Here is a 19,487-nt window from a genome sequence, read left to right on the forward strand (position 1 = left end):
CCATGGCCGTGCAAGATTACGAACTGCTGCTGCGCGTCCGGGCCGATCTGCAGCAGGCCCTGCAGGGCATGAACGGCCTCAGCGACAGCCTGGGGCAGGTGGACAAGTCCGCCCGCTCCGCCGGCGAGAGCGCGGACGCCGCTACCGCCCGCATCAACGCCATGGTGGCCGCCACCGCCAAGCAGGCGCAGGTGCAGGAGTCGGTGCGCTCCACGCAGGAGCGCGCCGCCCAGGCCATCCGCGGCACCCTCAGCGCGTATGACAACCAGGGCGCCACGGTGGATCGCACGCGCGCCGCCGTGGAGGCCTACCGCGCCAGCCTGGGCAAGCGCACCGAGGCCACCGCCGCCGCGGCCGCCACGCGCGCGCAGACGGCCGAGATGGCCAAGCTTGCCGCGGCGATCGACCCCACCGTCGCCGCTTTCGAGAAGCTCGACAAGCAAGAGGCCACGCTCAAAAAGCTCTACCAGGCCGGCGCCGTCGGCGCGGAGGATTTCGCCAAGTTCTCCGCCGTCATCGACAACAACCGCATCGCGCTCACCAAGGGCGGCGCGGCGATGCATGCCTTTAGCCTCAACAGCTCCATGGCACGGCGCGAGCTGGGTCGGCTGGCCAGCGACATCGCCAACGGCAACTGGGGGCGGTTCGAGCAGACCTCCATGACGCTGGCCAACTACAGCGGACTCATGTCGGCGGCCTTCAGCCCGCTGGGGCTTGCCATCATCGCGGTCACCGGCTCCATCGCCGCCTTCGCGCTGGTGGCCAACGATGCCGCGGAGAACGAGAACAAGTTCAATGAGGCGATCGGGCAAACCGGCAACTTCGCCGGCGTCACGGCGAGCCAGCTGGAGCAGATGGCCCAGCGCATCACGCCAGTGAATGGCAGCCTGTCCGACAGCCGCCTCATCCTCCAGCAGCTCGCGGCCAGCGGCCGCGTGAGCGGGCAGGCGTTGGAATCCATGGGGCAGGCCGCGGCCGACATGGCCCAGCTCACCGGCCAGAGCGCCGACAAGGCCGCAGCCGAAGTGCTCAAGCTGTTCGACGGCACCGCCGCCGGCGCGGTGAAGGCCAACGAGCAGTACCACTTCCTCACCACGGCCATCTATGACCAGATCAAGGCCCTGCAGGACGAGGGCGACGCGCAGGGCGCCATGGACGTGGAGGCGCGCGCCTTCCACGAAGCGGCCGTGCAGCGCCTGCAGACCGAGCAAGAGCAGGTGCGCGGCCTGGCCGGCATGTGGGACAGCGTCAAGACCGCCATCAGCGGCGCATGGGAGGCGCTCAAGAATCAGGTAGCGCTGGCCACCGGTACCGCCAGCGACGTGATGAAGATCAAGGCCATGGAGCAGCGCAAGGCCGATGCGCAGAACTACAGCGCAGTCGCCGGTACCGAGGCGGGCGCCTACATTTCGCCGTGGTCGTCGCAGGACGAAGCCAACCTGCAGGCGCTCAAGGCCAAGGTCAAAGAGGCCGAGGACGCCGCCTCGCTGCAGGGCCTCAAGCAGAAGCTCGACGAGAACGCGGTGAACGCCGATGCGGGCCTCGACCGCCTCGCTGCCAGCATCGACAAGACCTACGCCAAGAAAGAGAAGATCAAGGAACTCAACAAGTATTTCGAGGATCTCTGGGCGGGCGCCGATCCGGGCAACGCCAAGCTCAAGGGCGTGCAGCGCATCGTTGCCGCCGATGGCACCGCATCCTTCGCCGGCGGCCTGTATGACCAGCTGCTCGCCGGCATCAATGACACCGGTCGCGTCGCGCGCGGCCCGGCTGCCGGCAAGGGCGGGCAGGCTGCGGCGGCGGCCGCCCAGCAGCAGCTGATCAAGGCGCTGGGCGATGAGCAGGGTGCGCTGGATCCAGTCGCCAAGATCTGGGCCACCTACAACGATGAGGTGACCAAGGCCAACCAGCTCGCCGATACCGCCAAGACCAAAAAGGGCGCCGACGTGCAGGCGATCGATGCCCAGCGCAACGCCCTGGTGCAGCTATACGCCACGGCACGCGACAAGGCGCTGGACCAGCTCACCGACAAGGATCGGCAGGCCTGGGAAAAGCTGCGCGACTCCCTGCGCACGCCGGTCGAGGTGAAGCTCGACAAGGCGCTCGAGCAGATCGCCCAGCTCAATGCGCTGCTGGCCAAGGGCGTGATCTCGTCGGACGAGTATCACGGCGCCCTGCAAACCATCGGGCAGAACAGCGTCACCGCGCTGCCGAGCTACCAGGGTGTAGATGCGTCCGTGGGTGGCGTCAGCAGCGAAGTCGCCAAGAATCTGAAGGCCCAGCAGGATCTCGACGCCGCCTATGCACAGCAGGCGGCTGACCTGCGCGCCAAGTTCCGCGCCGATGACCTCGCGCAGCAGGCTGCGTACAACGCCGCCCGCGCGAAGCTCGACCAGGACTACGCCAAGAAATCGGCCGTCATTGACCAGTCGCGCAACCAGCTGGCACTGACCGCGTCGTCGCAGTTCTTCGGTCAGCTCGCCGGTCTGCAGCAGAGCAACAACCGCAAGATCGCCATGGTGGGCAAGGCGGCGGCGATCGCGAAGGCGATCATCGATACCTACCAGTCGGCCACGTCGTCTTACGCGGCGATGGCGTCCATCCCCTACATCGGCCCGGCGCTGGGTGCGGCCGCCGCCGCGGCTGCCATTGCCGCCGGCCTGGCCAACGTGGCGGCGATCCGTTCGCAGCCAACCGGGTTCGCCACCGGCGGCCGCATCCGCGGCCCCGGCACGGGCACCAGCGACAGCGTCACCATCCGCGCCAGCGATGGCGAATACATGCAGCGGGCAGCAGCGGTGGCGTACTACGGCGAGGATTTCATGGACGCCGTCAATAACCTTGAATACCCGCGGAATGCCTCTGATCGTCGCATGCTGGACTCGCTCAGCAGCACCGCCGGCTTTGACGCCGCCCGGCCGGAGCTGGCGCTGCCCGCCAACCTCTCCACCGCCCACCTGCCGAGCTCGGCCGGCGCCGCTGCGCAGAAGCACGTGCACGTGTGGGACCGCGACCAGGCCGCGCAGGAAATCGCCAGCACACCGCACTTTGAAGAGGCCGTGCTGCACGTGGTGGGCAACAACCCCACGGTGATCCAGGGCAAGTGGCGCTGATGTCCTACGCCATCGGACAACCCGTGCTGTGGCCGCTGCCGCCCAACTGGGCCACGCCGCCCACCGAGGCGCTGGCGTGGCTCACTGACCTGCAGGTGTCGCGCAACGGCACCCAGCAGAAGCGCCAGCTGCGCCTGGCGCCGCGCCGGCTGTTTGGCTTCGCCATCGCCGCGGATGCGGACGAGCGCCGGCTGGTAGACGCCATCAGCAACGATCAGGGCACGCGGCAGGTGCACCTGCCCATCTACCCGGACATGCAGCTGCTCGCCGCGCCGCTCGCCGCCGGCGCCACCAGCGTGCCGTGCACCACCACCGGCTATGACTTCACCGCCGGCGGCCTGGCCGTGCTGTGGGCCAGCGCGCGCCAGTGGGAGCTGCTGAGCGTGGCCACCGTGGCCGCCGACGCGCTCACCCTCACCACGGCCACCGCCAGCGCCTGGCCGGCCGACACGCGCCTGTACCCGGTGCGCCTTGCCCGCCTCGCCGAGCCGGTGAAGTTCACCGTGCGCAGCGACGACGTGGCCGAGGCCAGCGTGTCGCTGCTGGTGGACGAGCCGTGCGACTGGCCGGCCGTGGCGCCCACCACGCTATACCGCGGCGTGCCGGTGATGGACCGCCGCCCCAACGAAGCCGACGCTGCCGCCGTGAGCTACGCGCGCACCGTGCAGACGGTGGATGAAGACGCGGGCCCAGTCACCTACTTCGACTACCCCGGGCAGGCCTTCGCCGGCCAGCCGCATACCTGGCTCACCGTGGGCCGCGCCGACCACGCCGCCGCCCGCAGCCTGCTGTACGGGCTGGCCGGCCGGGCAGGGCAGTGGTGGGTACCCACCTGGCGCGCGGACTTCCGCCTTGCCTCGCCATCGGCGGCCAGCGACAGCAGCATAAGCGTGGAGTGGGCCGGCTACACCGTGTTCGGCCGCGAGCAGGTGAACCGCAAGGATGTGCGCATCGTGCTCACCGACGGCACCGTGCTGCTGCGGCGCATCCTCAGCAGCAGCGAGGGCAGCGACACCGAGACGCTCACGCTGGACGCGCCGCTGGGCGTGGACATCACCCCGGCCAGCGTGCTGCTGATCAGCTTCCTGCAGATGTGCCAGCTGGCCAGCGACACCGTGCAGATCACCCACGTGAGCGGCCCCGATGGCGTATGCACCTTCAGCACCGTGTGGCAGGGGGTGAAGCATGACGTCTAGCACCCGCGACGCCGCGCTGCTGGGTGGCCAGCCGATCAAGCTGTTCCGCATCACCCGCGGCGTGCTCAGCTGGTTCTACACCAACGCCGACCGCACCATTGTGTACGGCGGCGACACCTACCTGCCGGCCGCGATCGCGCACGACAAGATCACCGACGGCGGCGAGCAGCAAAAGCGCACCATCAACATCACGCTGCCCAAGACGCTGGCCGTGGCCGACAACTGGCGGCCGTACCCGCCGAGCGACCCCATCGCCATCACCATCTGGACCCAGCACTACGGCGAAACCGACTACCTGGTCGACTGGATCGGCCGCCTGCTGGCGCCGGTGTTCGACGACACCAAGCTCACCCTCACCAGCGAGCCCAGCCAGACGCGCAACAAGCGCGGCGGCCGCAGTGGCTGCTGGCAGCGCGGCTGCCCGCTGGTGCTTTTCTTCTGCGGGGTGAGCAAGGCCGCGCACGCGCTGCCCGCTACGCTCACCGGCGTGGCCGGCCTGGTGCTTACGGCCGCCGAGTTCGGCACGCTGCCCAGCGGCCGCCTCAACGGCGGCTGGATCGAGTGGACGCGCACCGACGGCCTGCTGGAGCGCCGCAGCATCAACGCGCACAGCGGCACCAGCATCACGGTGCTGTATGGCGCGGCGGACATCGCCACGGGTCTGGCCGTCACCGCCTACCCGGGATGCGCCGGCACCTTCGCCGACTGCACGTACTTCGCCAACACCGACAACTTCGGCGGGGAGCTGTACATCCCCGGCCGCGACTATTACGACGGCAACCCGGTGCGCTGACCTATGTTTGTCGCCTTCATCATCGTCGCCATCGTCAGCGCCTACCTCGCGCTGAGTTCCAAGCCCAAGGTGCAGACGCCACAACCTGAAAAAGGCACCGTGCCGAGCGTGAAGGATGGCAAAAAGATCATCCGCGTGTTCGGAACCGTGTGGATCGACGACCCCATGCAGCTGGCTATGCAGCAAACCGGTACCGACCCGATCCGCACCAAGGGAGGAAAGAAGTGATCGTGCGCCTGGAGCACCTCGCCGGCGTGCCCGGCTTCAGCGTGCGGGGTGGCTTCTGCCGGCGCGGAGCGCGGGCATGGTTTGCACGCCACCAGCTGGACTGGAACGCCTTTCGCCACCACGGCATCGACAGCGCTGAGATCGAGCGCATCGACGACCCGTTCGCGCGCGCCACGCTCGCCCACGTGAAACAGCTGGAGGCCACCGATGGGCGGCAGTAAAAAGCAGACCATCGGCTACCACTACAAGTGGCTGCTGCATTTCGGCTGGTGCCGTGGCGTGATCGACGCTCTGCTTGAGCTGCGCGGCGGCGACGCGCCGTTCTTCCAGGGGCGCCTCACCAGCAGCCAGCGCATCACCATCAACAAGCCCGATCTGTGGGGCGGCGAGAAAGGCGAGGGTGGCATCACCGGCGACTGGGACATCCTGTTCGGCGAGCCCACGCAGGCCCCCAACGATTACCTCACCAGCGTGCTCGGCGCCCAGCAGAGCGGCCACCGCGGCAAGTTCACCACCGTCGCCCGCGGCGGCCGCTTCGGCGCGTTCACGCCCAGCCCCAAGACCGTGAGCGCCAAGGTGGAGCGCATCCTCACCGACTGGCAGGACGACACGGTGTGGTATCCGGAAAAGGCGGTGATCGCGCTGGGTGCTTCGGGCGCCACACAATCTCTCGGCGTGCTTTCGATCAACGCCAACGATGCCGCAGCCACGGACGTGAATGGTCACACCTATGGCCCGTTCGCCGCAGATGATGTGATCGAGATTGAGTTTGCAGATGGGCTCCCCTACACCGCATGGTCACGCTGGCCGGCAGATGACTCCCCCGGCACTGGCGGCTTGCCATGGTTTTGCAGATTTGAAGTAACAGATGACACGGGAGCCACTACCGATTATCTGTCAACAAGCTATGCAACTTCCGCTGAAGCATTTGCAGCTGCAAAGGCATCCTCGCCGATCACGCTCTCTGGTAGCACCAGCTATACCATCTGGCTGCACGACGACATTTTAGAGAACCGCGGCGGTGTGTCGTTCTATCTTAGCCGCAAGCCTGGGCTGCGGGCCATGAACCCCGCCCACGTGCTCTACGAGAGCATCACCCGCGACGAGATGCAGGGCGAGCCGGCGGGCCTGATCAACGACACCAGCTTTCGCGCTGCCGCCGACCAGCTCTACAGCGAAGGCTTCGGCATCTGCACCACCTATGATTCGGAGTCGGAGACGCCCGAACAGTTCCAGCAGCGCATCTGCAACCTGATCGCCGGCAACCTCACGCAGAGCCGCACCGACGGCCTGTATTACCTCGACCTGATCCGGGCGGTGAGCGATCCCTCCGCGCTGCCGATCATCACCGAGGACGACGTCAAGACGTTCAAGCAAACCCCGTGGGTAGGCTCTGAGGCGGTGAACCTGATTCAGGTGGAATGGTTCGATCCGCAGGCCAAGCAGGTACGCACCACGCAGCCGGTCTATTCTGCCGCAGGCATTCAGGACGTTGGCTCCCCCAACTCTGACGTGCGCACCTATCACGAGGTGCCAGTAGGCTCGCTAGCCACACGCCTGGCAGCGCGTGAGCTGGCCGCCGCCTCGTCGCCGCTCAGCAAGATCGATCTCACGCTGCTGCCGAAGTGGCGCACGCTGCGCGCTGGCACCAACGTGCGACTGCAGCTTCCCAGTGAGGGCATCGCCGACATAGTGCTGGTGCTGGGCGAGGTCGCACAGGGCACGCTCAAGGATGGCAGCATCGCCGCCAGTGCAGTGCAGAACGTGTTCTCGTTCCCTGACACGGTATTCATCCAGCAGCAGCTCGGTGGCTGGGTGGATCCGGCGCAGCCAGTCACGGCACCACCAAGCCAGCTTGCTTTCGAAGCGCCCTATATCGAGTTGGTCGCTGCCCTATCCAACGCCGACCTCGCCGCACTCCATGCCGATGCCGGTTATCTTGGCCTGCTTGCCACACGCCCCACCATCGGCCTCAACTACGAAGTGGACACGGCCGCCGCGGCTGAGGCCTACCAGGCCTACGGCATCGGCGACTGGACGGCCAGCGCGGTGATCAACGAGGCGGCCGGTCCCATCGATACCAGCTTCACCTTCACCAGCGCGACGGACATTGATCGCCTGGTAGTGGGCGGCTGGGCGATCTGGGGCGACGAGATCGTGCGCATCGACGCTGTCGACACCACGGCCGGCACGCTATCCCTGGGCCGCGGCTGTGCCGATACCGTGCCCACCTCGCATGCTGCAGCATCCTCGCTGGTGTTTGCCGGAGAGTGGGTGACGGGCGACCAGCGCGAATACGTGGGCGGCGACGTGGTACGCGCCAAGCTGCTCACCCGGTCGGCGAGCGATGTGCTGGACATCAGCTCAGCCACAGAGCTTTCGGTCACGATGAACGATCGGCAGGTGAGGCCCTACGCGCCTGGCCTGCTTCGGTTCGACGATGCCTCCACCACAGGGCAGGCCTATCCGGCCGCCATGGTGGGCGCCATCACCACGCACTGGGCTCACCGCGATCGCCTCACGCAAGCCGATCAGCTACTCGATGAATCCGCCGCCTCCACCGGACCGGAAGCGGGCACCACCTACACCGTTCGCTACTACCAGCCGCCCGGCACGCTGGTGCACACCGAGAGCGCGCTCACCGGCACGGCGGCCACCGCCTACACATTCGCGGCTGATGGCGTGGCGCAGATCAGCGTCGAGGCCAATCGCGATGGTTACGCCAGTTGGCAGTCGGCCTCGCATACCTTCAGCTACACCGCCTCCGCGGGCGTCCGCGTCACCGAGGCCGGCAATCGACGCATCACCGAGGCGGGCGCCGTCCGCACATTGGAGACCCCATGACCGACGTATCTCTCTCCGCGCTGCGTGCATCCAATCCGGCCGCGGCGCTCGATGGTTCGGAAATCCTTGAGCTGACGCAAGGCGGCTCTTCCGCCGCAGCGATCATTTCGGATATCGCCAACTTCATGCGTGGCTTCGGATCGCTTCCGGTGGTCTATCTGGAAGATCACGGCTGCGACCCAACCGGCGTGGTGGACTCGACCACGGGTTTTCAGGCAGCCATCGCTGCCTGCGCCACGTCCGGCGGCGTGATCATGTCTAAGCAGGTCGATGCTACGTTTTTGATCGGCGGGGCGCTGCAAGACCCGACCGGCGCCAACGCGCAGCTCACGTTGCCGGTGAAGAACTACGGCGCCGACGCCCCCATCACCGTGTCGATCCTCGGCTATCGTCCCCCTCCGGCCGTCGTGAGCGTCACGGGCACCGAGCCGATACCAACTGGCGGACTGGTGATCAAGTCCACCTTGGCGGCGGGTACGGGTGCCGTGCTTGGCGGTGCGAACGGCTCAAACTTCACCAACGTAAATCTCGTGTTGCGGAACGCCATCATCCGCACGATCGCGAACCCTACGATCACCGGCATCGATGCGTCCAAAGTCGCCTGCATCGATTTCGACGGGGTGCTGGTCGACACGGGTAGCTTCGACGTTGGCGCGCTGGCGCAGCCAACGACTGCGACCAGCTACGGCATCAAGTTCCCCGCGATCAACAACGGCGCTCACACGACCGTGGGCGTGGTGGACGTGGTGGGCTTCTACACCGGAGCGCTGCTTGGCGAGCATTTGACGGCCAACCAAATCAACTGCTGGGGGTGCGTGCGCACCGCAGAATCGCCAGCAGGCTATCACGCCATGCTAATCGACCGGTTGCAGTCGCTGCACTGCCAACACGGCATTGTGGCGACGGGCGGAGCGAGCTACCTGCAAGTGACGCAGTTCAACGCCGAGCACGCTGCTTCCGGGTGGCAGGTGCCGGTCGACGATATTCTCGATAGCAGCAACTACTTGCATGGAAATGTGAAATGGCATGCCGTGCTCGCCGGGTCGGGTGTCAGCTCGTCGTTTACCAAGACGGGCGCATCCAGCCTCAACGTGAGTCAGTTGGATGCCTTGGCGTCGTCGGGCGGCAGCGGGTCCGTTCTGCCCGTCAATGCCCAAACCGGCACCGCGTACACGCTCGCCCTGACCGATGCGCCTTCACCGGTCTACCAAGGCATTGTGACCATGAACAACGCGGCGGCGAATACGCTGACCGTGCCACCGAACAGCAGCGTCGCGTTCCCCGTCGGCACGCAGATCCAGGTGGCGCAGCTCGGCGCGGGGCAGACGGCCATCGCAGCCGGGGTCGGCGTGACGGTAAACAACCCGAGCAGCCTGACGGCGCGTGCGCAGTATTCGACGCTGGTTCTCACGCAGGTCGCCGCGAATGCGTGGGTGCTCGGTGGAGACATGACGTGATCCCTGGGTTTACGAAACACCGTGCCGCCGGGCCGACCGCGGTGACTTGGAACCCGTCGGACAAAGGGCCTGACATTGTCCTGTCGAGCGGCAACTTGGCCGCGGCGCCAAGCGGTAGCTACACCACGCACGAGGCCGTACGCGCCACGCTCTCACGCTCAACCGGGAAATGGTGCATTGAGTTTGAATGCACGGCCACGGGCGCCTCGAACTACACGGTTGTGGGCTTGGCTAATTCGTCTATGGCCCTCGGCCCATCGTCCATGGCTTTCCCGGGTAGCGACGCTAACGGCTGGGGCTACTACGAACTGGACGGCAGCAAGTACCACAACGGCACCTCGGCGGCGTACGGCGCAAGTTACGGCATAGGCGACGTGATCACTGCGTATTGGGACGCGGACGCCGGCCTTCTTTGGTACGCGAAGAACGGCGCCGTGCAGGCCGGGGGGGACCCCGCCGCGGGAACGGGCGCGGCCTTTTCCGGGGTCACGGGGACGCTGTTCCCCGCGTTGAACATTTTTGCCAGCAACGGCGGCAGTTTCAGCTTGCGCCCGGGGTCTTCGACGATCGCGTACCCCATCGCTGGGTTTGGTGCTTGGGACGGAAGCTAAGCGGGTGCTTTCGGCTAGCGCGGGCCCGCCAGCTCCCTTCGCTTTGATCGGCCAACCTTCCGCCTGTGAGGTGGCATTACGGATAGACGTAGGAAACGCTTTGCCTTAGTCGTTTCCCTACTCTGCGGCAGCATGGGCCCATGAGCCAGCTGCCGCTTCCCATCGCCCCGGTCGACGCGCTGTACCAAGTGATCGCCCCCGCGCTTCGGCTGCTGCCGCCGGCGCTCACCAGCGACCCGGCGCGCGCGCAGGTGCTGACGATCATGCTACAAGAGTCCGAGCTGAACGCGCGCGTGCAGGGCGGCGATGGCCCGGCTCACGGCCTGGCGCAGTTCGAGCGCAATGGGGGTGTACGTGGCGTGCTGCAGCACCCCGCCACTGCGAAGCTGGCCAACGCGCTGTGCGCCGCTCGCGGCGTGCCGGCCACCAGCTACAGCGTCTACACGGCGCTTCCAGGCGATGACGTGCTCGCCGCCGGCTTTGCCAGGCTGTACCTCTACACCGACCCGGCGCCGCTGCCCAAGCTCGGTGACGTCGACGGCGCGTGGGAGTGCTACCTGCGTATCTGGCGTCCCGGCGCCTACGCGCGCGGCACCCAGGCCGAAAGGGAAGAGCTGCGGGCCAAGTGGGGCCGCCACTACGCCACTGCCTGCGGGGCGCTTGCCCGTGCTGCGTGACGAAAGCGCCATCGCTGTCAGCCTGGTGGCTGCGCTCTATTCCACGGGCGCTGCACTGATCACCGCCGGCACGCAGGTGGTGATCGCCGGGGTGCCGGCGCCGGTGGCCTTCATGGCCTTCGCGGGTGCCGCCGCGGGCCTGGTGGTGCAGCCGCCCAAGCTCAGCCGCTGGGCGATGCTGCTGCTCATGCTGAGCTTCACGTTCTTCGGCGCGTGCATTGCCGTGGCCATCGGCGGCATTCCCCACTTCGGGTTCGTTCGGGACATCGCGCCGGCTGTCGCCGGCATCACGTCGTTTTTCGCGCAGTCGCTGGTGCCTGCGGTCCGGCGGCGCCTGGGGATGGAGGTGGCACGGCGCGGTGCGCCCGACAACCGCAGCGGAGACTCCCCATGATCGATGTTCTCGCCTGGCTGGCCGCCTGCGTGGCCGCCGTCACTGGCATGGCCATGCTGCATGACTCCAGCTTCCGGCCGGCCGATACCTCACCGCGCGGCTGGCTGCGCCACACACTGCGCCTCGCCTGCCTCATCTGCATCACCGCCAGCGCCTGCGTGGTGTGCGCCATGCCGAGCATGCGCACCGGCACCGTGTACGAGGTACTGCTGCGCGCCTTTCTCGCCGCCTACATGGCCATGCAGAGCCCATGCCCATGGTTCCGCTACGTGTTTCAAGGCAGGGCGGCTGGGTTCTATGAACGCAGGCGCATGCTGTGACGCTCGCGCAGCGCGTTCTCGCCCTCGCTGTGCTGGTGCTGGCCAGCCTGCTCGCTGCCATCGCCTACGGGCACCACCGCTATACGCAGGGCGTCGCCGACGGCCGGGCCGCACAGGTGGCCGAACAGGCGAAGGCTGACCGGCAATCCGCCGACCAGGCGCAACAGGCCATCACCGCGTCGGCACAGGCCGGCAACGCGCTCACCCTGCAGATCCAGACCCAGCTGCCAGCGATCGAGGTCGCCAGCCATGACACCGCCCAACGCATCCGCACCATCTACCTTGCCGCGCCGGCTGTTGCTGCTGGTGGTAACCCTCAGTGCGCTCGCCCTGACGGCGTGCAGCAGCAGCTCAACGCGGCCGTTGCCTCGGCCAACGCCGCCGCCGCTGGTCACCTGCGACCAGACGCAGGCAGCCCGGCCGCTGCCGCCTCTGCCGCCGCTGCGCGGCCCCGCTGACCTGGTCGCCACCGACACCTGGATCTCCGACACCGCCGGCCTGTATCAGTCCGAGGTCACCCTCCGCCAGCTCGAGCACCACTGCCTGCAGCAGCTGCGCGACAAGGGCGTGATCCGGTAGGTCAGTCGCCCCGTTCTTGCGCTGGAGCGGCCTTCCGCGTAACATCCTCGGACTCTGAGCGGGGAATGAGGACGCGCAAGGGCTCTGTCAGATAGAGTTCGAAGCGCGCCCCCGCTACCAGATCTTTCTTAGAACAAGAAAGCCTCCTCGTGAGGCTTTTTTGTTGGGCGCAAGGAAGCGTCGCCGACCGGCCAGGGGCGCATCGCCCCGGCCGCAGGCCCGGAAAGGCTGGATGAGCCGGCACATCGGCGTGGTAAGGGAATGGGCCGTTTCGAGCCCTTTTTTTGTTTCTGGCGACTGGAAAAACGATCGGTACCGACATGGATACCCTGGCACTGGCACAACGCTTCAGCGAGGTTCTGGCTGATCTTCAGCTGGAATGCCTGGGCGTGGAGTTCTCCCCGTCGCAGGGGCAGAGTACGCTTCGCGTTTATCTCGACGTGCTCGACCGGTCGGAAGGGCGCGAGGTGGGCATCGACGATTGCGAGGCGGCCAGCCGCGAGCTGTCGGCATTGCTGGACGTGGAAGATCCGGTTCCGGGCCACTACGTGCTGGAAGTGTCCTCGCCGGGCATCGACCGTCCGCTGTTCACCGCCGAGCAGTTCGCTCGCGTGCTCGGGCAGGAAGTGAAGATCCTGCTCAAGGCGCCGATCGAGGGCCGCCGCCGTCTGCGCGGCAAGCTGGTGCAGGTGCAGGACGAACGAGTCACGCTGGAAGCGGAAGGCAAGACATTCGAATTCGACCATGCGGACGTGGACAGTGCACGCGTGGTGCCGGACTGGGTGGCGCTCGGTTACGTGCCGCAGCCCAAGAAGGGTGGCAAGAAACCGGCCCCCAAGGCCAACTGAGACATATCCCTAGCGAGCAGGCGCCGGTTGTCCGGCGACCTACGGAGTGGTTGCAATGAGCAAAGAACTGTTGCTGGTGGTCGACGCGGTTGCCAACGAGAAGGGCGTGCCGCGCGAAGTGATCTTCGAGGCCATGGAAGCAGCGCTGGCCTCGGCCGCCAAGAAGCGCTACCCCGACGAGGATCCGGATATCCGCGTGGAGATCGACCGCCACTCCGGCGAGTACGAGACCTTCCGCCGCTGGGAAGTCATCGCCGACGATGGCGAGATGGAGTCGCCGTATTTCCAGGTGCGCCTGATGGACGCCGTGGACGAACGCGAAGACGCGCAGGTCGGCGAATTCATCGAGCAGCAGATCGAGAACGCCGAGTTCGGGCGCATCGCCGCGCAGGCCGCCAAGCAGGTGATCGTGCAGCGTGTGCGCGAGGCCGAGCGCCAGCAGGTGGTCGATGCGTTCCGTGACCGCGTGGGCGAGCTGGTGATCGGCATCGTCAAGCGCGTCGAGCGCGGCAACATCTACCTGGACCTGGGCAGCAATGCCGAGGCCTTCATCCCGCGTGACAAGACGATCCCGCGCGAGTCGCACCGCGTGGGCGATCGCGTGCGCGGCTACTTGTATGAAGTGAAGTCCGAAGTGCGCGGGCCGCAGCTGTTCGTCTCGCGCGCCGCGCCGGAATTCATGATCGAGCTGTTCAAGCTCGAAGTGCCGGAAGTGGGCCAGGGCCTGGTCGAGATCAAGGGCTGCGCCCGCGATCCGGGCGATCGCGCCAAGATCGCCGTGCTCGCCCACGACACCCGCACCGATCCGATCGGCGCGTGCATCGGCATGCGCGGCTCGCGTGTGCAGGCGGTGTCCAACGAGCTCAACGGCGAGCGCGTGGACATCATCCTGTGGCACGAGAACCAGGCGCAGTTCGTCATCAACGCGATGGCGCCGGCCGAAGTGCAGTCCATCATCATGGACGAGGAAAAGCATTCGATGGATATCGCGGTGGCCGAGGACAAGCTGTCCCAGGCGATCGGTCGCGGTGGCCAGAACGTGCGCCTCGCCAGCAAGCTCACCGGCTGGCAGCTCAACGTGATGACGCAGGATCAGGTCACCGCCAAGAGCGAGGCCGAGCAGAAGGCCGCACTGGCGCTGTTCATGGACAAGCTCGAAGTGGACGAAGAGATCGCCAACATCCTCGTGCAGGAAGGCTTCTCCAGCGTCGAGGAAATCGCCTACGTGCCCAGCGCCGAGCTGCTGGCGGTGGAGGGCTTCGACGAGGACATCGTCGAGGAACTGCGCGCGCGTGCCCGCGATGCGTTGCTCACCGAGGCGCTGGCGCTGGAGGAGGGCATCGAAGAGCACCAGCCTTCCGAGGAGCTGCTGGCGATCGAGGGCATGGACGAGGCCACCGCGTATGCGCTGGCGGCTCGCGAGATCAGCACGGTGGACGATCTGGCCGACCTCGCGGTCGACGACCTGATCGATATCGAAGGCATGGACGAAGAGCGCGCTGCCGCGCTGATCATGGCCGCACGTGCGCCGATGATCGAGCGACTGGAGAAGGGCGGCTAACCGCGAGCGGACGCGCCCTGGAAGGGCGCGCCGGGGAGAGCCTCAAGGGGCTTTCCACCAGGGATGGAGGTGGACGTGCAGGCGAGGCCGCACGGACGATAGGCGCGGGAACGGCGGAGAAAGAACACGATGTCGGATGTCACGATCAAACAACTCGCCAAGGTACTTGGCATGCCGGTGGACAAGCTGCTCGGTCAGCTTGGCGAGGCGGGCATGAAATTCTCCGATCCGGAGCAGGTCATCAGCAGCACCGAAAAGGTGAAGCTGCTGGGCTTTCTGCGTCGCACCCATGGCAAGAACGAGGCTGCGCCGGAAGTCGATGACTCCGCGCCGCGCCAGATCACGCTCAAGCGCCGCAAGGTCAGCGAGCTCAAGGTCGCCACGCCCGGCGGGCGCGGTGCGCCGGCCAGCGCCAAGACGGTGAACGTCGAGGTGCGCGCCAAGCGCACCTACGTCAAGCGCAGCGTCATCGCCGAAGAGGCCGGTGTCGACAGCGAGCGCGAGGAGGCCATGCGCAAGCTCGCCGAATCGCAGCAGCAGCGCGAGCACGAGGAGCGCGAGCGCCTCGAGGCCGAGCGCCGCCGCGAGGAAGAGGCGCACCAGCGTGCCGCCGAGGAACAGCGCGTGGCCGACGAGGCCCGTCGCCAGGCGGAAGCGGCTCAGGCCCGGCCCGCCCAGGCCGACGAACCGGCTGCCGAGGCGCCCGTCGCCGAGATCTCCGAGGAGCGTGCCGCCAGCGTGGACGCCGCTCCGGCGGGTGCTTCCACCAGTGGCACGACCGACCACAGCAGCTTCGGCATGATCGTGCCGCGTATCCACGAGCCGCGTCGTCGCGAAAAGAAGGTCGTGGTCGCCGCGCCTGCGCCTGCGCCGGCCCCGGCAGCTGCCGCCGCACCGGCAGCCGCAGCTCCCGCTGCGGCCCCGGCCAGCGGCGATGCGGGCAGCCGCAATGCCAAGGCCAAGCACGGCCGCGATCGCGACGACGCGCCCGGCGGCAAGCGTTTTGCCGGCGGCGAGCTGCACCTGTCCGACGCCGATCGCGCCCGTCGTTCGAGCAAGCGCGGCAAGCCCGGGCGCGGCGGTCGCGACATGGGGCGCAGCAGTTCCGCATCGGCCTCGTCCGGCGGCCCGCACGGCTTCACCCGTCCGACTGCTGCGGTGGTGCGCGAGGTGGTGGTGGGCGACGCCAACGTCGTCGCCGATCTGGCGCAGAAAATGGCGGTCAAGGGTTCGGAAGTGGTCAAGGCGCTCTTCAAGATGGGCGTGATGGCCACGATCAACCAGACCATCGATCACGACACCGCGGTGCTGGTGGTCGAGGAACTGGGCCACACCCCGGTCGCCGAGAACCAGAACAACGCCGAGGCCGCGCTCGCTGCGCACACCCAGAACGCCGAGCTGGAGGGCGAGAAGAGCACGCGTCCGCCAGTGGTCACCATCATGGGTCACGTCGACCACGGCAAGACCTCGCTGCTGGACTACATCCGCCGCACCAAGGTCGCCTCGGGCGAGGCCGGTGGCATCACCCAGCATATCGGTGCGTACCACGTGGAAACGCCCAAGGGCGTGATCACCTTCCTTGATACCCCGGGCCACGCCGCGTTTACCTCGATGCGTGCCCGCGGTGCGCAGTCGACCGATATCGTGGTGCTGGTGGTCGCGGCCGACGACGGCGTCATGCCGCAGACCAAGGAGGCCGTGGAGCACGCGCGCGCCGCCAAGGTGCCGCTGATCGTCGCGGTCAACAAGATGGATAAGTCCGACGCCAACCCGGACAACGTCAAGCAGGGCCTGGGCAACCTCGAGGTGATCCCCGAGGAGTGGGGCGGCGACACGCCGTTCGTGCCGGTGTCGGCCAAGACCGGCATGGGTATCGATGCCCTGCTCGACGCGATTTCGGTGCAGGCCGAGGTGATGGAGCTGAAGGCTGTGAAGGATGGCCCCGCCTCCGGCGTGGTGATCGAGTCCAGCCTGGATCGCGGCCGCGGCCCGGTGGCCACGGTGCTGGTGCAGCAGGGCACGCTCAAGCGCGGCGACTTCGTGGTCTGCGGCGTGGAGTTCGGTCGCATGCGTGCGCTGGTCGACGAGACCGGCAAGACCGTGCAGGAAGCCGGCCCGTCGATTCCGGTGCAGGTGCTGGGACTGTCCGGCGTGCCGGAGTCGGGCGACGACTTCGTGGTGGTGGCCGACGAGCGCCTGGCGCGCGAAGTGGCGGCGGAGCGTGCGCAGAAGCGTCGCGACACCCGAATGGTTTCCAAGGCCAACCGCCTCGAGGACATCATGGCGCAGATGGGCCAGGGCGACGTGCAGACGCTCAACATCCTGGTCAAGGCCGACGTGCAGGGCTCGGTGCAGGCGCTGCGCGAGTCGCTCAGCAAGATCGGCAACGAAAGCGTCAAGGTCAACGTGATCGCCTCGGGCGTGGGCGGCATCAACGAGTCCGACGCAACGCTCGCCGCTGCGTCCAAGGCGTTGATCATCGGCTTCAACGTGCGTGCCGATGCTTCGGCGCGCAAGGTGATCGATACGTCGGGCCTGGACGTGCGCTACTTCTCGATCATCTATGACGTGATCGATCAGGTGACTCAGGCGGCCACCGGTCTGCTGGGCATGGAAGTGCGCGAGGAGATCATCGGTCTGGCGCAGGTGCGCGATGTGTTCCGTAGTTCCAAGTTCGGCGCGGTGGCCGGCTGCATGGTCACCGAGGGCACGGTCAAGCGGTCCAAGCCGATCCGCGTGCTGCGCGACAACACGGTGGTGTTCGAGGGCGAGCTGGAGTCGCTGCGCCGCTTCAAGGACCTGGTCGACGAAGTACGCAACGGCATGGAATGCGGTATCGCCGTGAAGCAGTACAACGACGTCAAGGTCGGCGACCAGATCGAGTGCTTCGAGCGCATCGAGGTGGCCCGCACGTTGTAACGGCACGCCGGTGCGGTTCACCTTCCGGTGAATCCCCGTTGTCCGTGATCCGGAGCCCGGGCAGCTGTCTGTCCGGGCTCCTTGTTTCTGGTCTGTTCCGACGTGTTGGCCGATGCGCCCGCGTCATTCGCCCGCCAGGCGATTCCAAGGAGGCCTCATGCCCTCACGCGATTTCAAACGTACCGACCGTGTTGGCGCCGAGCTGCGCCGCGAGCTCGGACTGCTGGTGCACGCTGCGGTGCGCGATCACGCGCTGCCTTCGGTGAGCGTGTCCGATGTGGAGATCACCCGCGACATGGACTGGGCGACGGTATGGATCACCGCGCTGCAGGCGGAGCAGGCACCCGAGGCGCTGAAGGCGCTGAAGGAGCTCACCGGCGAATTCCGGCGCGCGCTCGCCCGCGGCATGCGGCTGCGCCGGGTGCCGGAGCTGCGCTTCAAGTACGACGATTCGGTGGACAAGGGCGAGCGCATCGAGACCCTGCTGCGCCAGGACGCGCCGCCGGCCGCCGCGGTCGATGCCACCGAACAAGACGAGCCTGTCGACGACTGATGGGGCGCATCGTTTTCCGGGACCTGCACGGGCTGGTCCTGCTCGACAAGCCGCTGGGCTTGAGTTCCAACCAGGCACTGCAGGCGGTGCGCCGGCTGTTCCGCGCCGCCAAGGGCGGGCACACCGGTGCGCTGGATCCGCTGGCGACCGGCCTGCTGCCGCTGTGCTTCGGTGAAGCCACCAAGCTGGCCGGCCACCTGCTGGGATCGCGCAAGGCATACGCCGCCGAATGCCAGCTGGGCGTCACCACGACCACCGCCGACCGCGAGGGCGAGGTGCTGCAGCAACGCCCGGTGCCGCCACTGGATCCAGGGCGCATCGAGGCCGCGCTGGCGCCGCTGCGCGGGCGCATCCGGCAAGTGCCGCCGGCGTATTCGGCGATCAAGCAGGGTGGTGAACCGCTTTATCTGAAGGCCCGGCGCGGCGAGACGGTCGAGGTGCCGGCGCGCGAGGTGGACGTTTACCGGCTCGAACTCACCGGCCGCAGCGACGACCGGTTGCAACTGCAGATCGAGTGCGGTTCGGGCACCTACATCCGCAGCCTGGCCGTGGATCTGGGCGAGACGCTGGGCTGTGGCGCGCATCTCGTGTCGCTGCGACGCCTGTGGGTGGAGCCATTCCGGCAGCCGGCCATGGTGACGCTGGCGCAGGTCGAGGCGGCCGCCGCGCAGGGCGACGAAGCGCTGCTGGCGCTCATGCGGCCAGTGGCTGAGGGACTGGCACACCTGCCCGCCGTGCATCTGGACGCGACGCAGAGCCAGGCCATGGCGCAGGGACGGCGTGTTGCCGTGGAATCCGGCATGCCTGCGGGGCCGTGTGCGGCATTTGCCGCCGATGGTGGCCTGCTGGCCCTGGCCGAGCTGGACGAACAGGGTCAGCTGCGGGTGGTGCGGGGCTTCAACCTGCCGCCGCCGGGGTGACCGCAGAAATACCGCGCAAGGCATCCGGGCGACGTCCGGATGACGGTCTTGTTGTGGCGCAGCTCCCGTCGCTACAATAAGGAGCTTGATTTACCCGATTCATTCAACCAGTCGAAGCTTGCGCAACGTCATCGTGCGGTGACGTTGCGCAAGCTTCGCATTCGCTTTTAAGGAAGAGATACCCATGTCCCTCACCGCAGAACAGACCGGCAAGATCATTGCTGATTTCGGCCGCGTGCCGAACGACACCGGTTCGCCGGAAGTGCAGGTTGCCCTGCTTTCCGCCCGCATCGATCACCTCACCGGCCACTTCAAGACCCACAAGCAGGATCACCACTCGCGTCGTGGCCTGCTGCAGCTGGTCAACCGCCGCAAGAGCCTGCTCGCCTACCTGAAGGATCGCGACCTGGCCCGTTATCAGAGCCTGATCGAGCGCCTCGGCCTGCGCCGCTAATTCGACAAGGACACATATCA

Annotated in this window: 19 protein-coding genes; 18 read left to right on the forward strand and 1 reads right to left on the reverse strand. The window is 67.2% G+C overall.

Annotation, left to right across the window (positions count from 1 at the left end; genetic code table 11):
- Nucleotides 1-2 precede the first annotated feature (2 nt).
- From ISP17_RS11460 to ISP17_RS11510, 11 genes are all read left to right on the forward strand, one after another.
- Complete coding sequence (locus tag ISP17_RS11460) at nt 3-3,113, forward strand: phage tail length tape measure family protein (RefSeq protein ID WP_404633229.1); 3,111 nt, start codon at nt 3-5, stop codon at nt 3,111-3,113.
- Nucleotides 3,113-4,309: a hypothetical protein gene (locus tag ISP17_RS11465; RefSeq protein ID WP_404633231.1), complete on the forward strand. Its 1,197-nt coding sequence runs from the start codon at nt 3,113-3,115 to the stop codon at nt 4,307-4,309. The genes ISP17_RS11460 and ISP17_RS11465 overlap by 1 nt, the downstream gene beginning before the upstream one ends.
- The gene (locus ISP17_RS11470; protein ID WP_404633233.1) at nt 4,299-5,102 is read left to right on the forward strand and encodes a phage BR0599 family protein; all 804 of its coding nucleotides are present in this window, start codon (nt 4,299-4,301) and stop codon (nt 5,100-5,102) included. Before ISP17_RS11465 ends, ISP17_RS11470 begins: the two co-directional genes overlap by 11 nt.
- A 3-nt stretch (nt 5,103-5,105) precedes the next feature.
- Nucleotides 5,106-5,330: a hypothetical protein gene (locus ISP17_RS11475; protein ID WP_404633235.1), complete on the forward strand. Its 225-nt coding sequence runs from the start codon at nt 5,106-5,108 to the stop codon at nt 5,328-5,330.
- On the forward strand, nt 5,327-5,551 hold the full coding sequence (locus tag ISP17_RS11480; protein WP_404633237.1) for a hypothetical protein: 225 nt from the start codon (nt 5,327-5,329) through the stop codon (nt 5,549-5,551). The genes ISP17_RS11475 and ISP17_RS11480 overlap by 4 nt, the downstream gene beginning before the upstream one ends.
- Complete coding sequence (locus ISP17_RS11485; protein ID WP_404633239.1) at nt 5,538-8,174, forward strand: hypothetical protein; 2,637 nt, start codon at nt 5,538-5,540, stop codon at nt 8,172-8,174. Before ISP17_RS11480 ends, ISP17_RS11485 begins: the two co-directional genes overlap by 14 nt.
- Nucleotides 8,171-9,631, forward strand: coding sequence for a hypothetical protein (locus tag ISP17_RS11490; RefSeq protein ID WP_404633241.1), 1,461 nt, complete (start codon nt 8,171-8,173; stop codon nt 9,629-9,631). The genes ISP17_RS11485 and ISP17_RS11490 overlap by 4 nt, the downstream gene beginning before the upstream one ends.
- Nucleotides 9,628-10,242 (forward strand): SPRY domain-containing protein, encoded by a 615-nt coding sequence (locus ISP17_RS11495; RefSeq protein ID WP_404633243.1) that lies wholly within the window; start codon nt 9,628-9,630, stop codon nt 10,240-10,242. Before ISP17_RS11490 ends, ISP17_RS11495 begins: the two co-directional genes overlap by 4 nt.
- Before the next feature lie 140 nt (nt 10,243-10,382).
- Entirely contained in the window at nt 10,383-10,919 is a 537-nt protein-coding gene (locus ISP17_RS11500) for a hypothetical protein (RefSeq protein ID WP_404633245.1), read from the forward strand.
- Nucleotides 10,909-11,313, forward strand: coding sequence for a hypothetical protein (locus tag ISP17_RS11505; RefSeq protein ID WP_404633247.1), 405 nt, complete (start codon nt 10,909-10,911; stop codon nt 11,311-11,313). The genes ISP17_RS11500 and ISP17_RS11505 overlap by 11 nt, the downstream gene beginning before the upstream one ends.
- Nucleotides 11,310-11,633 (forward strand): hypothetical protein, encoded by a 324-nt coding sequence (locus ISP17_RS11510; protein ID WP_404633249.1) that lies wholly within the window; start codon nt 11,310-11,312, stop codon nt 11,631-11,633. Before ISP17_RS11505 ends, ISP17_RS11510 begins: the two co-directional genes overlap by 4 nt.
- Here the strand turns inward: ISP17_RS11510 and ISP17_RS11515 are convergent.
- On the reverse strand, nt 11,609-11,884 hold the full coding sequence (locus ISP17_RS11515) for a hypothetical protein (RefSeq protein ID WP_404633251.1): 276 nt from the start codon (nt 11,882-11,884) through the stop codon (nt 11,609-11,611). The two genes, ISP17_RS11510 and ISP17_RS11515, sit on opposite strands and share 25 nt — an antisense overlap.
- Here ISP17_RS11515 and ISP17_RS11520 point away from each other — a divergent pair.
- From ISP17_RS11520 to rpsO, 7 genes are all read left to right on the forward strand, one after another.
- Entirely contained in the window at nt 11,883-12,212 is a 330-nt protein-coding gene (locus ISP17_RS11520; protein ID WP_404633253.1) for a hypothetical protein, read from the forward strand. The genes ISP17_RS11515 and ISP17_RS11520 overlap by 2 nt on opposite strands.
- A gap of 320 nt (nt 12,213-12,532) precedes the next feature.
- Nucleotides 12,533-13,060 (forward strand): ribosome maturation factor RimP, encoded by a 528-nt coding sequence (locus tag ISP17_RS11525; RefSeq protein ID WP_404633255.1) that lies wholly within the window; start codon nt 12,533-12,535, stop codon nt 13,058-13,060.
- Nucleotides 13,061-13,115: 55 nt separating this feature from the next.
- On the forward strand, nt 13,116-14,621 hold the full coding sequence (gene nusA / locus ISP17_RS11530; protein ID WP_404633257.1) for a transcription termination factor NusA: 1,506 nt from the start codon (nt 13,116-13,118) through the stop codon (nt 14,619-14,621).
- Between the two features lie 129 nt (nt 14,622-14,750).
- Entirely contained in the window at nt 14,751-17,540 is a 2,790-nt protein-coding gene (infB, locus tag ISP17_RS11535) for a translation initiation factor IF-2 (RefSeq protein WP_404633259.1), read from the forward strand.
- A 157-nt stretch (nt 17,541-17,697) separates the two neighbouring features.
- On the forward strand, nt 17,698-18,093 hold the full coding sequence (gene rbfA, locus ISP17_RS11540; RefSeq protein ID WP_404633261.1) for a 30S ribosome-binding factor RbfA: 396 nt from the start codon (nt 17,698-17,700) through the stop codon (nt 18,091-18,093).
- Nucleotides 18,093-19,013, forward strand: a complete 921-nt coding sequence (truB, locus tag ISP17_RS11545; RefSeq protein WP_404633263.1) for a tRNA pseudouridine(55) synthase TruB — start codon at nt 18,093-18,095, stop codon at nt 19,011-19,013. The genes rbfA and truB overlap by 1 nt, the downstream gene beginning before the upstream one ends.
- Nucleotides 19,014-19,197: 184 nt before the next feature.
- Nucleotides 19,198-19,467, forward strand: a complete 270-nt coding sequence (rpsO, locus tag ISP17_RS11550) for a 30S ribosomal protein S15 (protein WP_404633265.1) — start codon at nt 19,198-19,200, stop codon at nt 19,465-19,467.
- The last annotated feature ends 20 nt before the right edge of the window (nt 19,468-19,487 follow it).

Origin of the sequence: Dyella ginsengisoli (assembly GCF_044904665.1) — a bacterium.
Lineage (GTDB): Bacteria > Pseudomonadota > Gammaproteobacteria > Xanthomonadales > Rhodanobacteraceae > Dyella_A > Dyella_A ginsengisoli.

What these genes read in the sequence shown, in the direction of transcription:
- ISP17_RS11460 (WP_404633229.1), top strand. Translation starts at nt 3, where the DNA reads ATGGCCGTGCAAGATTACGAACTGCTGCTGCGCGTCCGGGCCGATCTG.
- ISP17_RS11465 (WP_404633231.1), top strand. Translation starts at nt 3,113, where the DNA reads ATGTCCTACGCCATCGGACAACCCGTGCTGTGGCCGCTGCCGCCCAAC.
- ISP17_RS11470 (WP_404633233.1), top strand. Translation starts at nt 4,299, where the DNA reads ATGACGTCTAGCACCCGCGACGCCGCGCTGCTGGGTGGCCAGCCGATC.
- ISP17_RS11475 (WP_404633235.1), top strand. Translation starts at nt 5,106, where the DNA reads ATGTTTGTCGCCTTCATCATCGTCGCCATCGTCAGCGCCTACCTCGCG.
- ISP17_RS11485 (WP_404633239.1), top strand. Translation starts at nt 5,538, where the DNA reads ATGGGCGGCAGTAAAAAGCAGACCATCGGCTACCACTACAAGTGGCTG.
- ISP17_RS11490 (WP_404633241.1), top strand. Translation starts at nt 8,171, where the DNA reads ATGACCGACGTATCTCTCTCCGCGCTGCGTGCATCCAATCCGGCCGCG.
- ISP17_RS11500 (WP_404633245.1), top strand. Translation starts at nt 10,383, where the DNA reads ATGAGCCAGCTGCCGCTTCCCATCGCCCCGGTCGACGCGCTGTACCAA.
- ISP17_RS11510 (WP_404633249.1), top strand. Translation starts at nt 11,310, where the DNA reads ATGATCGATGTTCTCGCCTGGCTGGCCGCCTGCGTGGCCGCCGTCACT.
- ISP17_RS11520 (WP_404633253.1), top strand. Translation starts at nt 11,883, where the DNA reads ATGACACCGCCCAACGCATCCGCACCATCTACCTTGCCGCGCCGGCTG.
- ISP17_RS11515 (WP_404633251.1), bottom strand. Translation starts at nt 11,884, where the DNA reads ATGGCTGGCGACCTCGATCGCTGGCAGCTGGGTCTGGATCTGCAGGGT.
- ISP17_RS11525 (WP_404633255.1), top strand. Translation starts at nt 12,533, where the DNA reads ATGGATACCCTGGCACTGGCACAACGCTTCAGCGAGGTTCTGGCTGAT.
- nusA (WP_404633257.1), top strand. Translation starts at nt 13,116, where the DNA reads ATGAGCAAAGAACTGTTGCTGGTGGTCGACGCGGTTGCCAACGAGAAG.
- infB (WP_404633259.1), top strand. Translation starts at nt 14,751, where the DNA reads ATGTCGGATGTCACGATCAAACAACTCGCCAAGGTACTTGGCATGCCG.
- rbfA (WP_404633261.1), top strand. Translation starts at nt 17,698, where the DNA reads ATGCCCTCACGCGATTTCAAACGTACCGACCGTGTTGGCGCCGAGCTG.
- truB (WP_404633263.1), top strand. Translation starts at nt 18,093, where the DNA reads ATGGGGCGCATCGTTTTCCGGGACCTGCACGGGCTGGTCCTGCTCGAC.
- rpsO (WP_404633265.1), top strand. Translation starts at nt 19,198, where the DNA reads ATGTCCCTCACCGCAGAACAGACCGGCAAGATCATTGCTGATTTCGGC.